Annotated in this window: 18 protein-coding genes; 6 read left to right on the top strand and 12 right to left on the bottom strand. The window is 76.2% G+C overall.

Annotated elements, in window-relative coordinates; genetic code table 11:
- Positions 1–60 precede the first annotated feature (60 nt).
- Entirely contained in the window at positions 61–2,178 is a 2,118-nt protein-coding gene (locus tag D1J60_RS29180) for a phage holin family protein (protein ID WP_206436593.1), read from the bottom strand.
- A 201-nt stretch (positions 2,179–2,379) separates the two neighbouring features.
- Positions 2,380–2,784 carry a hypothetical protein gene (locus D1J60_RS29175; protein ID WP_125823110.1) on the bottom strand — a complete coding sequence of 135 codons (405 nt, stop codon included), beginning with the start codon at positions 2,782–2,784 and terminating at the stop codon, positions 2,380–2,382.
- Between the two features lie 118 nt (positions 2,785–2,902).
- Between D1J60_RS29175 and D1J60_RS29170 the strand changes: the two genes are divergently transcribed.
- From D1J60_RS29170 to D1J60_RS29155, 4 genes are read left to right on the top strand one after another with little or no spacing between them, the layout of a single operon-like run.
- A complete protein-coding gene (locus tag D1J60_RS29170; protein WP_125824243.1) occupies positions 2,903–3,679 on the top strand; it encodes an MBL fold metallo-hydrolase in 777 nt (258 codons plus the stop codon).
- Positions 3,676–4,317 carry a VTT domain-containing protein gene (locus D1J60_RS29165; RefSeq protein ID WP_241253433.1) on the top strand — a complete coding sequence of 214 codons (642 nt, stop codon included), beginning with the start codon at positions 3,676–3,678 and terminating at the stop codon, positions 4,315–4,317. The genes D1J60_RS29170 and D1J60_RS29165 overlap by 4 nt, the downstream gene beginning before the upstream one ends.
- On the top strand, positions 4,314–4,649 hold the full coding sequence (locus D1J60_RS29160) for a MazG-like family protein (protein WP_125823109.1): 336 nt from the start codon (positions 4,314–4,316) through the stop codon (positions 4,647–4,649). Before D1J60_RS29165 ends, D1J60_RS29160 begins: the two co-directional genes overlap by 4 nt.
- 60 nt (positions 4,650–4,709) lie before the next feature.
- Entirely contained in the window at positions 4,710–5,408 is a 699-nt protein-coding gene (locus tag D1J60_RS29155; protein ID WP_125823108.1) for an XRE family transcriptional regulator, read from the top strand.
- Here the strand turns inward: D1J60_RS29155 and D1J60_RS29150 are convergent.
- From D1J60_RS29150 to D1J60_RS29140, 3 genes are all read right to left on the bottom strand, one after another.
- On the bottom strand, positions 5,405–6,370 hold the full coding sequence (locus D1J60_RS29150; protein WP_241253432.1) for an MBL fold metallo-hydrolase: 966 nt from the start codon (positions 6,368–6,370) through the stop codon (positions 5,405–5,407). The genes D1J60_RS29155 and D1J60_RS29150 overlap by 4 nt on opposite strands.
- A 399-nt stretch (positions 6,371–6,769) precedes the next feature.
- Positions 6,770–8,014, bottom strand: coding sequence for an aminotransferase class I/II-fold pyridoxal phosphate-dependent enzyme (locus D1J60_RS29145; protein WP_125823106.1), 1,245 nt, complete (start codon positions 8,012–8,014; stop codon positions 6,770–6,772).
- 122 nt (positions 8,015–8,136) lie between these two features.
- Positions 8,137–8,709 carry a TIGR03086 family metal-binding protein gene (locus D1J60_RS29140; protein ID WP_125823105.1) on the bottom strand — a complete coding sequence of 191 codons (573 nt, stop codon included), beginning with the start codon at positions 8,707–8,709 and terminating at the stop codon, positions 8,137–8,139.
- Positions 8,710–8,913: 204 nt separating this feature from the next.
- Here D1J60_RS29140 and D1J60_RS29135 point away from each other — a divergent pair, with 204 nt between their 5' ends.
- Positions 8,914–9,744 (top strand): methyltransferase domain-containing protein, encoded by an 831-nt coding sequence (locus tag D1J60_RS29135; protein ID WP_125824241.1) that lies wholly within the window; start codon positions 8,914–8,916, stop codon positions 9,742–9,744.
- A gap of 4 nt (positions 9,745–9,748) precedes the next feature.
- On the opposite strand, the gene D1J60_RS29130 is transcribed toward D1J60_RS29135, so the two are convergent.
- The 3 genes from D1J60_RS29130 to D1J60_RS29120 all read right to left on the bottom strand — a co-directional run bounded on the left by D1J60_RS29130 (position 9,749) and on the right by D1J60_RS29120 (position 13,283).
- Positions 9,749–11,722: a DUF5107 domain-containing protein gene (locus D1J60_RS29130; protein WP_125823104.1), complete on the bottom strand. Its 1,974-nt coding sequence runs from the start codon at positions 11,720–11,722 to the stop codon at positions 9,749–9,751.
- Positions 11,723–11,786: 64 nt separating this feature from the next.
- Positions 11,787–12,686 (bottom strand): arginase family protein, encoded by a 900-nt coding sequence (locus D1J60_RS29125; protein WP_125823103.1) that lies wholly within the window; start codon positions 12,684–12,686, stop codon positions 11,787–11,789.
- Between the two features lie 66 nt (positions 12,687–12,752).
- A complete protein-coding gene (locus D1J60_RS29120; RefSeq protein WP_125823102.1) occupies positions 12,753–13,283 on the bottom strand; it encodes a GNAT family protein in 531 nt (176 codons plus the stop codon).
- Between the two features lie 37 nt (positions 13,284–13,320).
- Between D1J60_RS29120 and D1J60_RS29115 the strand changes: the two genes are divergently transcribed.
- A complete protein-coding gene (locus D1J60_RS29115) occupies positions 13,321–14,001 on the top strand; it encodes a hypothetical protein (protein ID WP_125824240.1) in 681 nt (226 codons plus the stop codon).
- A gap of 12 nt (positions 14,002–14,013) precedes the next feature.
- Here the strand turns inward: D1J60_RS29115 and D1J60_RS29110 are convergent, their stop codons facing one another.
- The 4 genes from D1J60_RS29110 to D1J60_RS29095 all read right to left on the bottom strand — a co-directional run bounded on the left by D1J60_RS29110 (position 14,014) and on the right by D1J60_RS29095 (position 18,938).
- Positions 14,014–16,017 carry a prolyl oligopeptidase family serine peptidase gene (locus D1J60_RS29110; protein ID WP_125823101.1) on the bottom strand — a complete coding sequence of 668 codons (2,004 nt, stop codon included), beginning with the start codon at positions 16,015–16,017 and terminating at the stop codon, positions 14,014–14,016.
- A gap of 13 nt (positions 16,018–16,030) precedes the next feature.
- Positions 16,031–17,422: a M20/M25/M40 family metallo-hydrolase gene (locus tag D1J60_RS29105; RefSeq protein ID WP_125824239.1), complete on the bottom strand. Its 1,392-nt coding sequence runs from the start codon at positions 17,420–17,422 to the stop codon at positions 16,031–16,033.
- A 1-nt stretch (position 17,423) separates the two neighbouring features.
- Positions 17,424–18,257: a M55 family metallopeptidase gene (locus D1J60_RS29100; protein WP_125602816.1), complete on the bottom strand. Its 834-nt coding sequence runs from the start codon at positions 18,255–18,257 to the stop codon at positions 17,424–17,426.
- 237 nt (positions 18,258–18,494) lie between these two features.
- Positions 18,495–18,938 carry an SRPBCC family protein gene (locus D1J60_RS29095; protein ID WP_125602815.1) on the bottom strand — a complete coding sequence of 148 codons (444 nt, stop codon included), beginning with the start codon at positions 18,936–18,938 and terminating at the stop codon, positions 18,495–18,497.
- Between the last annotated feature and the right edge of the window lie 275 nt (positions 18,939–19,213).

Here is a 19,213-nt window from a genome sequence, read left to right as displayed (position 1 = left end):
GGGTGTCTCACATGCTGGGCAGGTCAACACATGGTTGACCACCGCGAACTGGGCGCCAAATCACCGGGTTTCGTCCGGCTCCGGGACCTCCCCGGAAGGAAGGATTCCGCCTGAAGGGCCTCCCTGCCGGTAATCCTCCCGCGAAGCCCGTGAGGGCCGCGGCGTCAACGGCACCTGGGGGCCGTCCGCCTCGCGCAGCCAGCGGCGCAGCACCGCGTGCACGGCCTCGGCGCCGACCGGCTCCGGGTCCGGCTGCGAGAGCACGGTCGGCCACATCAGGAAGGGGTGGGCCTGCTCCCCTCCCAGCCCGCCGTGCGAGCCGATCTGCTCCTCGAAGGCGTGCACGGCACCGGTCTCCGGGTCGTACGCCGAGTTGACCATGATGTCGGCGACGTGCGGGAAGGAGTCCGTCCGGCGCACGGCCCGCGCCGCCCCCGGCCCGAACGGCGCCAGCAGCGCCTCCGCCTCCCCCGGTACGTCCAGCCGCGCCACCGCCCCGCCCGGGCCCAGCACCTCCCCGTCGACCAGCAGGAAGCCGACGCCCGGGTGGTTGGCCAGGGTGGGCAGCAGGGCGGGGTGGGCCCGCTCGATCAGCGCCCGCGACGCCCGCCCCGGCAGCGCCGGGAAGGAGATCAGGCCGAGGTTGCCCGACGCCAGCACCACCGGGTCGGGCCCCGGCCCCGGACGGGCCTCCTCCGCCGCTTCCTCCACCGGCCGGTGCAGGGCCGCGAGCACCGCCGCACGCGCCTCGGCCCCGCTGCGGGTGCGGCCGGCCCGGCGGGAGACGGGCAGCCCGCAGCCCGCCCGGACCAGGTCCTTCAGGCTGAGCCCGTACCGGCCGAGGAAGGTCTCCCCGGGGCTCTGGCCGTGGTCCGACAGCAGCACCACCCGGTACTCCCGGGGGGCGTGCTCGGCGACCCGGGCGATCAGCGCGAGGCTCCGGTCGAGCCGGGCCAGTACCCGGTCGGTGTCCCGGCCCCGCGGGCCCGAGTGGTGCGCGACCTCGTCGTAGGCGACCAGGTCGGCGTAGACGGCGGCGCGGCCGGCGAGTACGTCCCCGATGACCGCGGCGACCACCACGTCGCGCTCGACCACCGTCGCGAAGGCCCGGATCAGCGGGTAGAGCCCGCCGCGCGCCACCCGGGGCCGGTCCCCGCGCAGCCGGGAGCGCAGCGACTGGCCGATCTCCCGGGCCACTTCGGCGACGAAGGACAGCGCGGTGCGCACGGCGTTGGCCGGGTCGCTGAAGTACGCGAAGTAGCCCGCGCGGGAGCGGTTGGCGCGGCCGCGCCGGGCGGCGACGGACAGCACCAGCGCCAGCTGGTCGGCGCCCCCGCTGAACAGGTTGCCCCGACTGGCGCCGTCCAGGGTGAGCAGCCCGCCGTCCCGGGTCCGCTCGACGGCCCGGCGCTGGAGTTCGGCGGCGCTGGTGGGCCGGTTGCAGACCATCACCTCGCCGGTGTCCTTCTCGTACCAGCGGAAGGCCGGGACGTCGAAGTTGGAGCCGTGCAGGATGCCGAGCTGGCTGGCGCCGGTCTGGCTGGACCAGTCCGTGTGCCAGGGCATGACGCGGTGGCTGCGCTCCAGCCAGCCGGCCACGGTGGGCATCAGCCCCTCGGCCGCCGCCCGGCGCAGCGCCTCGTAGCCGACCCCGTCGAGCTGGAGGAAGACCAGGCCGGGGCTGCCGCCGGGAGGTGCCCCGAAGCGGCGGCGGCGCCGGTCGGCGAGCCGGTACAACCGGCGCCGGTACGCCTCGTCGTCGCGGACCGCGAGTGCGGTGGAGGTGGCCGAGGCGACGGCGGACATCGCGGCGGCCACGACCACCGCGGTCTCCGGCGCGACGGCCGCGCCCCGTCCGGCGGGGATCAGGCTGAGGGCCATCAGCAGCAGCGAGCCGTTGAGGAAGAACACGAGCAGCCCGAGCACCAGGGCGGGCACGAGCAGCAGGGCCCGTACCAGGACCGGCCACACGAGCGCGCTCAGCAGGCCGAAGACCCCGGCGCCCCAGGCGGCCGTCAGCCCGATCCGGGTGACGCTGTCACCGTCGGCGGACTGCAGGCGGAAGTCGGGCAGGATCCCGGCGAGCACGAGCATGGTGAGGGTGGACGCCGCCCAGACGAGCACCACGCGCACCAGTGCCCCGCCCGCGGCCCGCCAGCGCAACCGCTCCCGCCACACGCCGCACCCGCCTCGCTCCCGGGCCGCGCCCGGCCCGCGGTCCCCCCTGCCAGCGTCGCACAGGGCCGCGGGGGCGGCCGGTCGACACGGGTGGCGCACGGGAGTACGGGACGCGGCGGGCGGGTGCCCTCGTAGCGGCCGGCCGCGCCGGGCGGGCGGGTCAGGTGCCGTCGTACGGGGCCGGTCGCGCGGGGGGGCGGGTCAGGTGCCGTCGTAGCCCGCGGTCGGCATGGACAGCCGGCGGTGCACCTCGGCCTTCATGGCGGAGGTGTAGGCCGGCTCCTCGGCCCCCGCGGTCTCCAGCCGTACGCCGCGCCGCTCGCACTCGGCGGTGAACTCCTCGACCGAGCGCAGCGCCCGGGCCAGGACCCGGCGGTTGGGGGCGACGAACAGGTCGACCTGTCCGGCCTCCACGTCGCGCCAGAGCCCGCAGTGGTCGGCCCGCAGCCCGTAGAAGAGCAGGTGCCGGGTGACCACGTACCCCTGCTCGGCGGCCCAGCGCGCGCACACGGCGTGCTGGCCGCGGGTGTCCACGGCGAAGGGGTCGGCGTCGAGTTCCTCAAGCGGGGCCAGGCTGGCGATCGCGGCCACGCGCAGCGCATCCATGGCGCCCGACCCTACTCCGATCCGGGCCCGGGGAGGAGGGGTGCGCCGGGTTCTGCTTCCGCGCGGGCGGGCAGGGACCCCTTTAGGCTCGGTCTGTCGAGGGAAGGGGGTGGTGCCGGTGGCGGTGGAGATCACCTGGTGGGGTCATGCCACCTGTGCGGTACGGGACTCGGGGGTGCGGGTGCTGACCGACCCGCTGTTCGCGCGGCGGCTCGCGCACCTGCGGCGGCGGCGCGGGGCGGTGCCGCCCGCGGAGGCCGCGGAGGCCGACGTGGTGCTGGTGTCGCACCTGCACGCCGACCATCTGCACCTGCCGTCGCTGGCGGCGCTGGCGCCCGGCACCCGGCTGGTGGTGCCGCGCGGGGCGCGCCGGGCGGTGCCGGGGCTGGCGCGGCTGGCGGGGGCGCGGGGGCTGGTGGTGAGGGAGGTGCTGCCGGGCGAGGAGGTCGGCGTACGGGACGGCGTACGCGTCCGGGCGGTGAGCGCGCGGCACGACGGGCGGCGGGTGCCGTTCGGGCCGCAGCGGGCGCCGGCGCTGGGGTACGTGGTGGAGGGGGCGGCGCGCACGTACTTCGCCGGGGACACCGGGCTGTTCGACACCATGGCCGAGGAGGTCGGGCCGGTGGACGTGGCGCTGCTGCCGGTCGGGGGCTGGGGGCCGTACCTGGGGCCGGGTCACCTGGACGCGGAGCGAGCGGCGCGGGCCGTGGCGGAGCTGGCTCCGGCGGCGGCGGTGCCGGTGCACTACGGGACGTACTGGCCGATCGGGATGGACGCGGTGCGGCCGCACGAGTTCCACGCGCCGGGCGGTGAGTTCGCCCGGCTGGCGGGGCGGCTCGCGCCGAAGGTGGCGGTGCGGGTCCCCGGGCACGGGGAGCGGGTGCTGCTGCCGTGACGCGGTGGCGGGTCGCGGCGGAGGTGGTGGGCCGGGTGCCGCCGGAGACCACGCAGCAGGCGGTGGGCTATCCGGCGCTGTTCGTGCTGGTGGCGTTGGGGGCGCTGGTGCCGGTGATCCCGACGGGGGCGCTGGTGAGTTCGGCGGCGGTGGTGGCGTTCCACCAGCGGTCGCTGCCCCTCGGGGTGCTGCTGGTGATCGCGGTGGCCGCGCTGGCGGCCTTCTGCGGGGACGTCGCGCTGTACTGGCTGGGGTCGCGCGGGGTGCGTTCGCGGGGCGGCTCGCGGTGGCTGGAGTCCCTGCGGGGGCGGGCCGAGCCGGAGCGGCTGGAGCGGGCGCGGCGCAAGCTGGACGAGCACGGGGTGCTGGTGCTGGTGCTGTCGCGGCTGGTCCCGGCGGGCCGGATCCCGGTGATGCTGGCCTGCCTGCTGGGCGGGCTGCCGCTGCGCCGGTTCGCCCGGGGGGACGCGCCGGCCTGCGTGGCGTGGGCGGCGACGTACGGGCTGATCGGGATCCTGGGCGGCTCGCTGTTCTCGGAGCCGTGGAAGGGCGTGGTGCTGGCGGTGGGCCTGACGCTGCTGATCAGCGCGGCCCCGGGGGTGTGGCGGCGGCTGCGGCCGGGCAGGGTCCGGCAGTGAACTCCGCCTCCTGGGAAACCGTCCGCGCCCTCGCCGCCCGCTTCGACGCGGCCGCCGCCGCACGCGGGGTGCACCCTCCGCAGAGCCACGTCCTGCAAGTGCTGAAGATCGGCGAGGAGTTCGGCGAGGCCGCGCAGGCGGTGATCGGCGCGACGGGGAGCAACCCGCGCAAGGGGGATTCGCACAGCTGGGCCGACGTGCACGAGGAGGTGTGCGACGTCATCATCACCGGCATGGTCGCGCTGGCCCGGATGCGTCCCGACGCGCCGGCCTACTTCGCGGAGCAACTGGCCCTGAAGTCGGCCCGCTTCCTTCCGGAGGGGTCGCCCTAGGGCGCGTCCGCCGGCTTCGGCCTTGTTGCCGTTCGGGGGGTGGTGGGGTGGAATGCCCGCATGGACGCTCCTGCCCATGACCACGCGCACGCGCACGCCCACGACCGTGGCCCCGGCGGCGGGCCGCCGGACGGGGCCGCCTCCCACCGTGCCGTGCTCGACGAGGTCGGCCCCCGGCTCAGGCGGCTGCGGGAGCGGCGGGGGCTCACCCTGGCGGTGCTGTCCGAGGAGACCGGGATCTCCAAGAGCACCCTGTCCCGGCTGGAGTCCGGGCAGCGCCGGCCGAGCCTGGAGCTGCTGCTGCCGCTGGCGCGTACCTACCGGGTGGCCCTGGACGAGCTGGTCGGGGCGCCCGCGGTGGGCGATCCCCGGGTGCGGATGACGCCCCGCGCGATGCGGCACGGCGGGACGTCCGTGGCGCTGACCCAGGGCCTGGGGCCGCTCCAGGCGTACAAGATGGTCATCCCGGACCGCGGCGCCGAGCCGGACCTGCGCACGCACGAGGGCTACGAGTGGCTGTACGTACTGTCCGGCCGGCTGCGGCTGGTGCTGGCGGGGCACGATCTGGTCCTCGGTCCCGGCGAGGCCGCCGAGTGGGACACCCGGACCCCGCACTGGTTCGGCAGCGCCGACGGGCGGCCGGTGGAGATCCTCAGCCTCTTCGGGAAGCAGGGCGAGCGGATGCACGTGGTCGCGAAGCCCAAGTCGAAGGCGCAGGCGCAGGCGGAGGCGCAGGGTGAAGCCGAGGCGCAGGACTAGAGGCTGCGGGAGGCGCCGATCGGCAGGTCCCAGAGGTCCTCGCGGGGCAGCCCGGCGCGGGCCCAGGCGGCGCGGGCGCGGTGCAGGGGTTCCATGACGGGCTCCGCCGACAGCACGAAGGTGGCCCAGTGCATCGGGGCCATCCTGCGGGCGCCGAGGTCCAGGCAGGCCCGTACGGCCTCCTCCGGGTCGGCGTGCACGTCGCGCAGCCACCAGCGCGGGGCGTAGGCGCCGATCGGCAGGAGGGCGAGGTCGATGCCGGGGTGCCGGCGGCCGATCTCCGCGAACCAGTGGCCGTAGCCGGTGTCGCCCGCGAAGTACACCTTGCGGCCCGCGGCCGCGTCGGTCAGCATCCAGCCGCCCCACAGGGTGCGGCAGGTGTCGAGCAGGGAGCGCTTGGACCAGTGGTGCGCGGGGACGAACTCGAAGCGTACGCCGCCCAGTTCGGCCGACTCCCACCAGTCGAGCTCCGTCACCCGGGTGAAGCCCCGGCGGCGGCACCAGCGGGCGAGTCCGGCGGGGACGAAGAGCGCGGTGTCGCGGGGCAGCCGCCGCAGGGTGGGGGCGTCGAGGTGGTCGTAGTGGTTGTGGCTGATCACCACCGCGTCCACGGGCGGCAGTTGCTCCCACGGCACCCCGACGGGCGTCACCCGCGCGGGGGTCCCGAGGATCCGCCGGGACCACACCGGGTCGGTCAGCACCGTCAGGCCGCCGGTCCGCAGCACCCAGCTGGCGTGCCCGGCCCAAGTGGCGGACACCGTGCCCGGGGTCACCTCGGGCAGCGGGGCGGGCTCGTACGGCAGGTCGGGGATTCCGCTCAGCCCCTCGGCCCCGGGCCGGAAGGCGCCCTCGCGGGCCAGCCGGGCGAAGGCGCGCAGCCCGGGCAGCGGTGTGGTCAGCCGGTCCGCGAACGACCGCGGCCAGAGGCGGTGCTCGCCGAGCGGGCGGAGCGCGCCGGGCACCGTCACCGCCCCGGGCGCCGAGAGCCCGGGGGCCGGCTCGCGCCCGGCAGAACCGTACGCCGCCCCGGCCGCGGGGGACCCGGCTGCCACCCCGACCGCGGCAGGCCCGGGCGCCACTCCGGCCACGGCAGGCCCGGACGCCGTCCCGGCCGCAGCAGGCCCGGGGGCCATCCCAGCCGCGGCAGGCCCGGGCGCCGTCCCGGCCGCGGGGGGCCCGGGGAGGGCCGGGTCGGGGGCGGGGGGGCGCGGGGGGCCGGCGGGCGTCGGGGGGCGGCGGGCCGGGTGGCCGGGCGGTGCGGCCGGGGCGGCTCCCGGCGGGGCGGTGGTGACGGGGGCGTCCGGCTGGTCCCTCATCGCGAAGTCTCCGTTCGGCGGCGGCCCGTCGGCGCGGGCCGCACTTCAGTCGGCCAGTCCGGCGAGCACCGACCCGAGCCGGTCGAGCGCGCCCCGTACCTGCGGCAGCGTCAGCGGGTCGCGGGCGCCCAGCGCGGCGAGCCGTTCCCGCGGGGTGGCTCCCAGCAGCGGTCCGGTCGACAGCCGTACGCGCGGGGCGCCCAGTTCGTCGGCGAAGCGCTGTCCGCCGGGTGTGGCCGTGCCCAGCCGGGCTCCGAGCCAGTCCTCCAGTTCCATGGCGTCCCCGACCCCCTGCCGGGCGAGGCCGGCGCGCAGCGGGGTGAGGTCGGCGTACAGGTGCCGGCCCGCCTGCGGGGGCCGGGCGAGGGCGCCCGCGGCCAGCAGCACCCGGTGCGCGGCGGCGGCCACCGTGCCGTGCAGGGCGGCGGCCGCGTAGGCGCGTCCGGCGACGGCGTCGGTCTCGTCGAGGGCGTGCGCGGCGGCGACGGCGACGGGGCCGGCGACCAGGGCGCCGGTGGCGGTGAGGACGTCGAGGGTGCGGGCGCGCAGCCAGGTGCCGCCCGGGGTGCCGGGGAAGCGGACCACGGCGGCGGGCCAGCCGCCCGGGAGCAGTGCTCCGGCGAGGTCGACGAGGACGGCGGCCCGGTCGGGGAGCATCTCGGCGGGACTCAGCACCAGCGTGTCGTGCGGCCGGTGCACGGTGTCGCGCCAGCTCTCGTCGCTGACCACGAACAGCCCGGCGGCCTCGGCCGCCTCGCAGGCCTCGCGCACCAGCTCGGGCGGCGGCACGGTCGCGGTCGGGTCGTCGGCCACCGACAGCAGCAGGACGCGCGGGTCGCCGCCCTCGGCCCGGACCCGCCGCACGGTCTCGAGAAGGGCGTACGGGTCGGGTACGCCCCCGCACTCCGCCGGGGTCGGCACGTGGTAGGCCCGGCGTCCCAGCAGCCGGACCTGCGGGGTCCACCAGGCGGGACAGGGCCGGGGCAGCATGACGTCGCCGCCGTACGCGCCGAGCAGGGCCAGCAGCAGGGCGGGCGCGCCGGGCCCGGCCGCCACGTTCTCGGGGGCGGTGGCGAGTCCGCGCCGGGCCCAGTGGCGGCAGGCGGCCTCGCGCAGGTCCTGCCCGCCGCCGGGGGGTTCGGGGGCGGGGCGGTCCGCGGCGGCGGCGAGCACGGAGGTCAGCTCGGGCAGGACCGGCAGACCCGGCTCGGGGGCGGGGGGTCCGTACCTGACGGGTCCGCGCCCTTCCGGTGCCGGGCGGTGCCAGAGCCCGGCGAGCCCTTCCGTCATGCGCTCGGCCATCCCCGACACGTGCCCGCCTTCCGCCGCCACCACCGATCGACCCGCTCTTTATACGATTATTTACACCGATACGCCCGTTAACCGTGACGGCCCCGTCGGGCTTTTCCCCCTCACCCCTTCCTCCCCAGGAGGGCCAGCAACCGGGTCTGGGCGTCCGCGCCGGCCGGAACCTCCAGCGGCTCCGCGTACATCCCGCTCGCGGCGAGCCCGTCGGCGTACGGCATGACCTCCTTGATGGAGAACTCGACGAGGTCGGCCGGCAGCCGGTCGTCCGCGCCGATGGCCCGCGAGAGGTCCCAGGTGTGCACGACGCAGTCCGCCGTCAGCTCCGAGCAGTACGCCGATCCGCGCGTGGGCCCGTACGAGAGGGTGATCGTCCGGTCCAGCGCGCCGGGCGCGGCGAAGGCCGCGTGCCCGGCGGCCGCGGCCCGCTCCCAGGCGGCCGGCGGGTCGTCGCCCAGCAGGTCGCCGGAGAGTTCGTCGCCCACGTCCGCGACCGTGCGCCCCTCGGTGACCAGCGGCGGGATCCACAGCTGTTCGCCGGTGACGTGGTTGACCAGGTCGCGCACGTTCCACTCGGTGCACGGGGTGGCCGCGTCCCACTGGGAGGCCCCGACGGCGCGCACGCGCTCCCCGAAGAGCCGCAGCGCGGCGGCGTGCCATTCCAGCAGCGTCTGGGGCATGGGTCCCACCGTCCTTCGCCCCGAGGTCGGCCGCCCCCTGGGCCCCACGATCCTCGCCCCCGCCCCTCCCTGCCACCGACCCGGCCAAGGCCCGTCCCCCACAAGAGGGTTGTCCACATGACGAAACGCGTATCTCATATCGCGAGCGGATCGCCTACGGTGATCACCACGCCTTCGACGGCCTTCGACGACGAGGAGTACGCCATGACCGACGCCCGCGACGCCCACGAGAGCGCGCTCTACACCCACGGCCACCACGAGTCCGTGCTGCGCTCGCACCGCTGGCGCACCGCCGCCAACTCGGCCGCGTACCTGATCGGCGAACTGCGCCCCGGCATGCGCGTGCTGGACGTGGGCTGCGGCCCGGGCACCATCACCGCGGACCTGGCGGAACTGGTCTCCCCCGGCGGCCACGTCACCGCCGTCGACGCCGCGGCCGACGTACTGGAGCAGGCGGCCGCGCACGCCGCCGGGCGCGGACTGTCCGGGGCGGTCGACTTCGCCACGGCCGACGTCCACGCGCTGCGGTTCCCCGACGACTCCTTCGACGTGGTCCACGCGCACCAGGTGCTGCAGCACGTCGGCGACCCCGTGCGGGCGCTGCGCGAGATGCGCCGGGTGTGCCGGCCCGGCGGGATCGTGGCGGTACGGGACGCCGACTACGCGGCGATGACCTGGTACCCGGCGACGCCGGGCCTGGAGGAGTGGCAGAGCCTGTACCGGCGGGTCGCCCGCGCCAACGGCGGCGAGCCCGACGCCGGGCGCAGGCTGCTGTCGTGGGCGCGGGCGGCCGGCTTCACCGACGTGACGGCCTCCGCGACGGCCTGGTGCTACGCCACGCCGCAGGAGGTGTCCTGGTGGTCCTCGCTGTGGGCGGACCGCACCACCGCCTCCTCCTACGCCTCCGTCGCGACGGAGGGCGGCCACGCCACCCCGCGGGAGCTGACCGCCGTCGCCGAGGCCTGGCACGCCTGGGGGAAGGCCCCCGACGCCTGGTTCTCCGTCCTGAACGGCGAACTGCTGTGCCGCGCCTGAGGGACTACTGCGGCGGGCGCATCCGGAAGTCGTACTCCGGGGGCAGCGGGCGGTCCGTGAGGGCCGCCCAGACCTCGGACAGGGTCTCCTCGCCCTCCCGCAGGTCGGCGATCTCGAAGCCGTCCTCGAAGACCCGCCGGGCCGCGCCCACGTGCCCCTCGGCCGCCAGCAGCCGGGCGGCCAGCAGCCGGAACCGGCCCTGCTCGCGCAGCGACGGCCGCAGCCGGTCCCAGACGGCCCGCGCCGCCGCCGGCCGCCGGGCCGCGAGCAGGACGGTCATCGCCTCCCGCCCCAGGGCCGCCTCGGCCGCCGCCCACGACGCACCGCCGCGGCCCTGCTCCGCCAGGGCCGCGAAGGCCGCCTCGTAGCGGTCGGCGGCCCGCTCCGTGTTCCCGGCCAGGGCGTCGGCGGCCGCCAGGCAGCGCAGCAGCGGCCAGCGCGACGGCGCCTGGGCGAGCCCCCGCTCCCAGCTGCGCACCGCCTGGGCGACGTCGCCGGCGTGCCACTGGGCCACCCCGAGGTGGTACTCGGTCATCGGGTCCGCCGGGGCGGTCTCGAGCATGTCCCGCCAGTGCGGGGCGACCAGGCCCGGGCCGGGCGGCGCGTCCGCTTCCGGGGCCGGCAGCACCCCGGTGCGCCACAGCTCCAGCCAGGGCTCCTGCTCCTCCCCCAGGGTGGACTCCGGGAAGGGCGTGCCGGGCAGCTCGTAGCCCCCGCACAGCACTTCCAGCGCGCCCCAGCCCGAGCCGTCCGCCAGCCGCTCCCCCGGTTCGGTGTCGGCGTGCCCGCGCCAGGCCTTGTACGCCGCGTCCAGGGCCCCGGCCGGCAGTACCGCGTCGAGCGCCGCCGAGGCGGCCCCGCGCGCCGCCGCCCAGTCGGCCCCGTGCACCGCCGAGGGATCCGCCGACAGCGGCCCGTACGCCTCCAGCCAGCTGAACTCCGCCCCGGCGTCCAGCCGTACGTGCTCCAGCTGGGTCCGGGCCAGCCCGGCCTGGATCTCGGCGTAGCCACCCGTACCGGGCTCCGTCAGCCACTCCTGCCACCGCCGGCCGCCCGGCCCCGCACCCCAGGTGAACAGCTTCCGCCCCCGCAGCAGCCCGGTGGAGGCCTGCACCAGCCCGTACCCCTGCCCGTCCAGGGCCGCGATCCAGGGCCGGTCGGCGGCCCCGCCCTCGACCTCGTAGAAGAAGTCGGCGGGATACGTACTCCCCAGCGGGTACGTCCGGTCGGCGCCCTCCCACTCCGGCACGGGGATCCGCCGCAGCGCCCGCTCGTACCCGAAGTGCCAGGCCTCCTCGGCGGGCGCCAGCACCCTCGTCCCGGAGCCCTCGGGAACGGCGATGTTGGACCACCAGTACACGGGGACGGGCCGCTCGTGCGGATTGCGCACCCGCACGCCCACGTACAGGTACTCGGATTCCGCGGGCAGCCACAGGTCCACCTGGAACGGCAGGTCCCGCAGCCGCTCCCACTCCCACAGCCGCACCATCACGCCCCCGTCGGGCGCCGCGACCAGCGCGGCGTGCAACGGGGAGCAGGACAGGGCGGTGTGCCCGGTGGCCCCGATGTTCCACTCGACGCCGCCGGAGAACCAGGCCCCGTTGAGAGCGAAGTGGGCGGGCTGGAACACCGGGTTGCGGTAGAGGAGTTCGCGGCCGCTCTCCAGGTGGACGAGCGAGTGGATCCGGCCGCCGAGCCCGGGCAGCACGGTGACGCGCAGCCGCCCGTTCTCGATGACGACCGCTTCGAACTCCCGCTCCGTGCGCCGCCGTCCGTACCCGTCGCGGATCCGGACGGGCAGCAGGGAGCGCAGCGGCTCGTAACCGATCTGCCGCGCCATGTCGCGCGGCAGTCCCCGCCGCGAGCGCTCGTCCAGCTCGTGCACGCCGTCGGGGGCGCGCAGCGCGGGCAGCGGGTTGTCGGGGCCCAAGGGGGCGGCGGGAAGGATCAGCTGGGCACGTCGCACGGTGGTGGCCATGGGGGAATGGAACACGCGGGTGGGCCGCGTGCACAGTGGTTCCGCACATCACCACCGGTCAGGATTACGCAAAGGCCCCCACGACGAGGTCGGCGAGGAGGGCCCCCGCACGCGCGTCCGGATCCAGATCCGGGTCGTAGATCGTCACGTTGAGCCCGACGCACCGCGGTGAACGCGCCAACTCACCCAACAGCTGACCCAGTTCCTGCGGCAGCAGCCCGCCCGGGTCCGGGCTGTCCACGGCCGGCATGACGGAGGGATCGAGCACGTCGGCATCGAGGTGGATCCAGAACCCCGCCGTCTCCGGCGGGTGCAGCCCGTCCAGCGCCGCCCGCGCCACCGCACCGGCACCGCGCTCGCGGATCTCCCCGACGGTGTGGGCGGCGATGCCGACGGCGCGCAGCTCCGGCAGGTCCTCATCTGCGTCCCGCAGCCCGAAGAGCCGCACGTCCTCCTCCCGCAGATAGGGCCCGAGCCCCTCCAAGTCGCTCAGGCCCCTGTGCCCCCTCCCCGTCGACAGCGCGAGCTCCTCGCCCCCGGCCGCCCCGACGGGCCCGTTGGCGGCCTCGTTGCCGGGGTGCCGGAAGTCGGCGGAGCCGTCGATGGCGGCGAGCCCGTACCGCCCGAGCCGGCGCATCGCGAGGGCGGCGCCGAGCTGGATGGAGCAGTCCCCGCCGAGGACGACGGGGAACTCGCCGGCCCGCAGGTGCGCTTCGATCCGGTCGGCGAGGGTCACGGTGTACGCGGCGATGGCCTCGGCGTGGAAGACGCCGTCGCCCTCCTTCCACTCACCCCGGTCGTAGCGCGGCGGAACGACCACCCCGCCCTCCCGGGCTCCGAGCCGCTGGAGCAGCCCTTGCTCGCGCAGCGCGCCGGCGAGCTTGTAGACCCCGGGCACGGTCCCGGGGGCGGGCGGCCGCAGGCCGAGGTTGGACGGGGCGTCGAGAAGTACGAGGCTTCGCATACGACCCATCCTGTTCCATGCGCCCCCGTCCGTCCCGGGTTTTCCGCCGTGCGGTCCCGCCCGGCATCACGAGGGGGCGGTCAGCGCCCACCGCTCGTGGTCCCGCCATGCCCCGTCCACGTACAGGAACTCCGGCGAGAGCCCCTCCAGCCGGAAGCCCCGCCCCCGCACCAGAGCGATCGACGCGGTGTTGCCCGGTTGGATGTTGGCCTCCAGGCGGTGCAGCCCCAGGCCGTCAGCGGCGAAGGCGTGTGCCAGCAGCAGGCCGAAGCCCTCGCCGAACAGCCCGCGCCCGGCGGCGTGCGCGAAGGCCCCGTAACCGAGCGCCCCGCACTGGAAGGCGCCGCGGACGATGTTGTTGACGTTGGCGAACCCGGCGATGTCCCCGCTGGCCAGCTCACAGACCAGGAACCCGCTCCCCGCCCGCTGGGCCGCGTACGGCTCGTACTCCTCCAGGGTCGCGGGCGGGAACAGCCAGGGCCGGTGCAGTTCGCGGCTCTCGCGGACCCGCGCGGTGAACTCGGGGCCGTCGGCGTGCCGGAAGGGGCGCAGACCGACCCGGGCGCCCGTACTGACGTACTCAGCGGAATAAGACATCGCCCCAGGCTAGGCACTGTGGCAGCATCCCGGTGTGATCATTTCCGCCGCCGCCCGCAACAACGCCGAGTGGTGCGCGGCGGTCTCCCGCAGCGGCCACTTCCGCGACGCGCTCTGGTGCAGCCCCCACCGCACCCCTCCCCTGTACCCCGACGCCGTCACCCTCACCCCGGATGCCACGGCCGCCGAAGTGCTCGCCGGGGTCGACACGGCCGCGCCCGGCTGCTCGGTGAAGGACAGTTTCGTCGCGCTCGACCTGGCCCTGGCCGGCTTCGAGGTGCTGTTCGAGGCGCAGTGGATGCACCGCCCGGCGGGGACGGCCGCCGCCCCGGCGGGCGGGCGGCTGGAGTGGGACGAGCTGGAGGCGCCCGGGGAGCTGGCCGCCTGGGAGGCCGCCTGGGAGGGCGAGGAATCCACCGGCCTGTTCCACGAGGGCCTGCTGCGGGAGGGGGTCGTCTTCCTCGCGGGCCGCGACGGGTCCCGGATCACCGCCGGGGCCGTCCTCAGCACCGGCGGCGGGGTCGTCGGCGTCTCCAACGTGTTCGCCCACGACGACGCGGACGCCGACGCAGCCTGGGCGGCGGCCCTCGACGCGGCCGCCCGCCACTGGCCGGAGCTGCCGGTGGTGGGCTACGAGCACGGCCAGGACCTGGACACTGCCGTGCGCGCCGGCTTCACGCCCCTCGGCCCGCTCCGGATCTGGCTGCACACCGCCTAGCGGCCGCCGGCTTCACTCCGTACCCAGCTCCAGCCGCGGCACGTCCCCCCGCTCGACGCCGAACACCTGTACGTACAGGGACAGTTCGGCCTCCAGCGCCCGCACCATCGTGTCCGCGCGCCGGAAGCCGTGGCCCTCGCCCTCGAAGGTGAGGTAGGCGTGCGGGACCGCCGGCTCGCGGCCGCGGAGGGCGGCCAGCAGGCGTTCGGCCTGCGCGGGCGGGCATACGGGGTCGTCGAGGCCCTGGAGCAGGACGAAGGGGGCTTCGATCCGGTCGGCGCGGGCCACCGGGGAGCGTTCTCGGCAGCGCAGGGGCAGGGTGGCCGGGGGGCCGGCCAGGCCGTCCGTGTAGTGCGACTCCAGGTCGTGGGTCTCCGCGGCGAAGCCCAGCAGGTCGAGCACCGGGTAGATGACCGCGGCGCAGGCGTACAGGTCGGTGGCGGCCAGGGAGGCGGCGGCCGTCCAGCCGCCGGCGCTGCCGCCGCGGATCGCGAGCCGGGCGGGGTCGGCGGTGCCCTCGGCGGCCAGGGCCCGGGCGACGGCGGCGCAGTCCTCGACGTCGACGACGCCCCACTGTTCGCGCAGCCGCTCGCGGTAGGCGCGGCCGTAGCCGGTGGAGCCGCCGTAGTTGACCTCGACGACGCCGATGCCGCGCGAGGTGAAGTAGGCGATGTGCAGGTCCAGTACGGGCGGGACGTGCTCGGTGGGGCCGCCGTGCGCCCACACCACGTACGGGGGCAGTTCGTCGTCGGGCGGCCGCAGGACGGGGTGGTGCGGCGGGTAGACGTGGGCGTGGATGTCCCGGCCGCCGGGCCCGGCGAAGGTGCGGCTCTGCGGCTCCGGGTAGTAGGCGGGGTCCACGGGGTCGGCGGCCCGGGCTCCGACGGGCCGCGCGTGCCCGGTGCCGACGTCCAGCTCGACGACCTCGTAGGCGCTGCGCGGGCTGGCGGCGACCCCGTAGACGCGGGTTCCGCTGACGGCCAGGGCCGGCTGCCAGGCGGTCCAGGGTCCGGCCGCGTCGACGAGGTCGCCGGTGTCGAGGTCGAGGACGCCGAGGACCGCGGAGCCCTGTCCGTGCAGTACGGCCACCGTCCCCTCGGGCAGCGGGGCCAGCCAGGTCAGGCCCGGCTTCCACAGGGCGCCGCCGAACTCCTCCTCGCGGGGGCAGAGGTTGACCGGTTCGCCGCCGTCCGGGTCGACCCGGTACGGGTTCCACCAGCCCGTGCGGTCGCTCACCGCGAGCAGGGTCCCGTCGGCCGCCCACGCCGCCTGGGCGACGGCCTCGTCCGGCCCGCCGAGCACGGTGCGGGGCGGGCCGAGCGTCCCGTCGGGGTGTACGTCGGCCAGCTCCAGTTCCGTGCCGTCCCAGGGCATCCGGGGGTGGTCCCACACCAGCCAGGCGGCGCGGTGCCCGTCGGGGGAGAGCTTCGGCCCGGTGCGGAAGCGGTGCCGGTCGTCGGTCAGCTCCCGTACGGCGGACCGGTCTTGCGCGGCCGACCCGTCCAGCGGTACGGCGGCCGCGACCCGGCGCAGGTCTCCCGGGCCGGGGCCGGTGAACTCCTCGAGCACGCACCAGACCTCGCCGCCACGCAGCACGGGGTCGGCCCAGCGCAGGCCGCCGCCGACGGCGGAGACGGGGGTGAGCGGGCGGGGCCGCGCGGCGGCGCCCTGGGCGTCCGGCTCGTACGCGTACAGCCGCTGGTCGGCGTGGTGGACGAAGACCACCAGGGGCCCCCGGCCGGGTTGCTCGGCGCCCGCCCAGGGCAGGCCCCCGTACTCGGTGAGGCGGCTGCGCACGTTCCAGGGGGCGGGCAGTACCGACCGGGCGGGGCCGCCGTCGGCGGGCCGGCGCACCAGGGTGCGGCGGCCGCCTTCCTCGGGGCGGGGTTCGGTCCACCACACCTCGGCGCCGATCGTGCCCAGGTACTCGGGCCGGCCGTCGTGCGCGGCGGCGTGCGCGGCGGTGAGCGGGGAGGGCCAGCTGCCGTAGGGGCCTCCGACGGCGGCGGCCGCCATCACCGGGCTCCCATCACAGGGCCCGCAGTGCGCGGTCGAGGACGCGGACGCCGAAGTGGAGGGCGTCGACGGGCACCCGTTCGTCCACGCCGTGGAAGAGGGACCAGTAGTCGAAGCCCGGCGGAAGTCTGAGCGGGGAGTAGCCGTAGCCGGTGATGCCGAGCCGGGAGAACTGTTTGGCGTCGGTGCCGCCGGCCATGCAGAAGGGGACGACGTGCCCGTCGGGGTCGAAGTGTTCGACGGCCTCGCGCAGGATGCCGTAGGTGCGTCCGTCGACGGGGGCCTGGAGGGCCACCTCCCGGTGCTGGAACTCCCAGTGCACGTCGGGGCCGGTGAGCCGGTCGAGGGTGTCGGTGAACTCGGCCTCGCCGCCGGGGACGGTGCGTCCGTCGACGTGGGCGGTGGCGTGACCGGGGATGACGTTGAGCTTGTAACCGGCGCTCAGCATGGTGGGGTTGGAGCTGTTGCGCACGGTCGCGTCGACGAGGGCGGCGGCCGGGCCGAGCTTGCCGAGGAGGCCGTCGAGGTCGGTGCCGGGGGCGCGGGGGTCGACGGTGAGGCCCTGGAGGGCGGCGAGTTCGGTGATGCAGGCGGTGACGGTGTCGGTGAGGCGGACCGGCCAGTCGTACTCGCCGATGCGGGCGACGGCGGCGGCGAGCCGGCTGACGGCGTTGGCCCGGTTGGGTTTGGAGCCGTGCCCGGTGGTGCCGTGGGCGGTCAGCTTGATCCAGGCGGTGCCGCGTTCGCCGGCGGCGATGGGGTAGAGGGCCTGGCCCGGCCGGGGGTGGACGGTGAAGGCCCCGGACTCGCTCAGGCCCTCCGTACAGCCTTCGAAGAGGTGAGGGTGCTCGTCGGCGAGGAAGCCGGACCCGTCGACGGCGCTGTCCTCCTCGTCGGCGGTGTAGGCGATGACGACGTCCCGGCGGGGCCGAACGCCGTGGCGGGCCCAGGCGCGTACGACGGCCAGCACCATGGCGTCCATGTTCTTCATGTCGACGGCGCCGCGGCCCCAGACCACGCCGTCGCGGACCTCGCCGGAGAAGGGGTCGACGCTCCAGTCGGCGGCCTCGGCGGGGACCACGTCGAGGTGGCCGTGGACGAGGAGGGCGGGGGCACAGGGGTCGGTGCCCTGGATCCGGGCGACCACGTTGGTGCGGCCGGGGGTGCGCTCCAGCAGCACGGGCTCCAGGCCGGCTCCGGCGAGGCGCTCGGCGGCGTACTCGGCGGCGGGGCGCTCGCGGCAGTCGCCGCCGCCGCGGTTGGTGGTGTCGATCCGGATCAGGCCGGAGGTGAACTCGACCACCTCGGCGAGGGCCGTCTCGTCGACGCAGGCCCCCGCGGCCCCCGCGGGGGCCGCGGCTTCTTCGTGGGCGCTCCCTCGGGGGGCGCCTTCCACCCGGTGCATGTCAGCCATACTGCTCCTCCACGGCCGCCGAGACGACCGTCGTGACCGCTTTGAAGGTCCGGATCCCCTCGTACATCGTCTCGCTGGTGTACGCGACCCTGCGTTCGCCGGAGCGCTCGACGCCGGGGACGACGGTCGCGGCCATCGACAGGTGCTCGGCGTCGAACTCGACCTCCACCGTGTGGGGGCCGCCGCGCACCGGCTCGTGCCGGACCGCGAGCTTGACCGCCTCGGTGGCGGCGGCGCGGATGTCGGCGGCGGTGCGGGCGGGCGTGCGGCAGACGGCCGCGTAGCGCGAGACGTGGTCCTTGACGGCGACGGTGCGGGCGTCGGGCGCGTATCCGGCGGCGTCGGCGCAGGTCAGGTCGTCGCCGGTGACGAGGATGACGGGGACCCCGTACTCGGCGGCCACGTGGGCGTTCAGGACGCCCTCGCCGGCGCGCAGGCCGTCCAGCCAGACGCCGGTGATGGAGTTGGCGAGGTAGGTGTGGGCGAGGACGCCTTCGCTGCCGGCGCCGGTGTGGTAGCCGACGAAGGCGATGCCGTCGACGTCGCCATGCTGGACGCCTTCGACCATGGAGAGGGACTTGTGGCGGCCGGTGATCATCTCGGCGCGGGCGTCGAGCTTCTCCAGGAGGAGGTTGCGCATGGTCCAGTGGGCCTCGTTGATGAGGACCCGGTCGGCGCCGCCGTCGTAGAAGCCGAGCACGGCGGCGTTGACGTCGGAGGTGAACATGCCCCGGCAGCGCTCCCATTGCGGGGTGCCGGGCAGCACGTCGGCGGGCCAGGTGACGCCCGTGGCGCCTTCCATGTCGGCGGAGACGAGGATCTTCATCGGGCCCCCCGGTGGGTCGGGTCGCGGAGCCCCACCCTAGCCGCCCGGCACGCCGCCGGCCCCGGGCCACGCCCGGGGCCGGGCCGGGGTGCGCGGCGGGTCGCGGGGCGGGTCCCGGGGCGGCTCACGGCAGACGGGAATTCCACCCGAACCGGTGAGCCGTCCCCGGGAGTTGTCCCGTCCCCGGGCGCCGTCCGGCCGGCGGCGGCGTCCCGTCGGCGGCCCGAGGGCCGTCCGTCAGGCGCCGACTTCCTTGGCCAGGTTCTCGAGGACGGTGTCGTAGATGCGGCCGAGGCCCTTGGGGGCGAAGGTGCGCTCGAAGAAGCCGCCGATGCCGCCGGCGCCGTTCCAGACGGTGCTGACCACGGCCCGGGAGCGGCCCTCGCCCGCGGGGGTCACGGTCCAGGTGGTGACCATGGAGGAGTTGCGGTCCTTCTCCACGAGCTGGCCGTCGGTGGGCTCGGTGACCTCGAGCAGGCAGTCGCGCACGCGCTTGCTGGTGGCCTGGAGCTTCCAGTGGACCAGGGTGCCTTCGCCGTCCCCGCCCTCGCGCACCTCGTACTCGCTGAAGTGCTCGGGGAGCAGCTTGCTCCGGGTGCCGGTGTAGTCCGCCAGCGCGTCGAACACGGTGTCCGCGTCGGCCTCGATGATGCGCTCCGTGGTGGCTTCGACCTGCGCCATACCTGTTCCTCCAGCAGTCGTGAACGTTGCGGCGGCAAGCCAATCACCTCCGGGGCGGGCGCCCAAATCCGCCCTCCGCCGCCGGGCGGCCCCGGCAGCCGGCGGGTGGTGCCTCCTGCCGGGGGACGGGATGCCGGTGGCCATCCCGGCGGGCCGGGCGGGACGCCCCCTCCACGGGAGGCATCCCCTTCGGCGCGCGGCGGCTACGGCCCGTCGCACCGCCGCCACGGAGCGCGCCCGCCCGGGACCGTCCGCACGATCATGGGAACGTTTGT

Source organism: Streptomyces sp. W1SF4, from assembly GCF_003950035.1.
Classification (GTDB): Bacteria; Actinomycetota; Actinomycetes; order Streptomycetales; family Streptomycetaceae; genus Streptomyces; species Streptomyces racemochromogenes.
This window is presented reverse-complemented; position numbering and strand designations above follow the sequence as displayed.

What these genes read in the sequence shown, in the direction of transcription:
- D1J60_RS29140 (WP_125823105.1), bottom strand. Translation starts at nt 8,709, where the DNA reads ATGCCCCAGACGCTGCTGGAATGGCACGCCGCCGCGCTGCGGCTCTTC.
- D1J60_RS29100 (WP_125602816.1), bottom strand. Translation starts at nt 18,257, where the DNA reads ATGAAGATCCTCGTCTCCGCCGACATGGAAGGCGCCACGGGCGTCACC.
- D1J60_RS29135 (WP_125824241.1), top strand. Translation starts at nt 8,914, where the DNA reads ATGACCGACGCCCGCGACGCCCACGAGAGCGCGCTCTACACCCACGGC.
- D1J60_RS29175 (WP_125823110.1), bottom strand. Translation starts at nt 2,784, where the DNA reads ATGGATGCGCTGCGCGTGGCCGCGATCGCCAGCCTGGCCCCGCTTGAG.
- D1J60_RS29155 (WP_125823108.1), top strand. Translation starts at nt 4,710, where the DNA reads ATGGACGCTCCTGCCCATGACCACGCGCACGCGCACGCCCACGACCGT.
- D1J60_RS29105 (WP_125824239.1), bottom strand. Translation starts at nt 17,422, where the DNA reads ATGCACCGGGTGGAAGGCGCCCCCCGAGGGAGCGCCCACGAAGAAGCC.
- D1J60_RS29130 (WP_125823104.1), bottom strand. Translation starts at nt 11,722, where the DNA reads ATGGCCACCACCGTGCGACGTGCCCAGCTGATCCTTCCCGCCGCCCCC.
- D1J60_RS29145 (WP_125823106.1), bottom strand. Translation starts at nt 8,014, where the DNA reads ATGACGGAAGGGCTCGCCGGGCTCTGGCACCGCCCGGCACCGGAAGGG.
- D1J60_RS29125 (WP_125823103.1), bottom strand. Translation starts at nt 12,686, where the DNA reads ATGCGAAGCCTCGTACTTCTCGACGCCCCGTCCAACCTCGGCCTGCGG.
- D1J60_RS29110 (WP_125823101.1), bottom strand. Translation starts at nt 16,017, where the DNA reads ATGGCGGCCGCCGCCGTCGGAGGCCCCTACGGCAGCTGGCCCTCCCCG.
- D1J60_RS29095 (WP_125602815.1), bottom strand. Translation starts at nt 18,938, where the DNA reads ATGGCGCAGGTCGAAGCCACCACGGAGCGCATCATCGAGGCCGACGCG.
- D1J60_RS29120 (WP_125823102.1), bottom strand. Translation starts at nt 13,283, where the DNA reads ATGTCTTATTCCGCTGAGTACGTCAGTACGGGCGCCCGGGTCGGTCTG.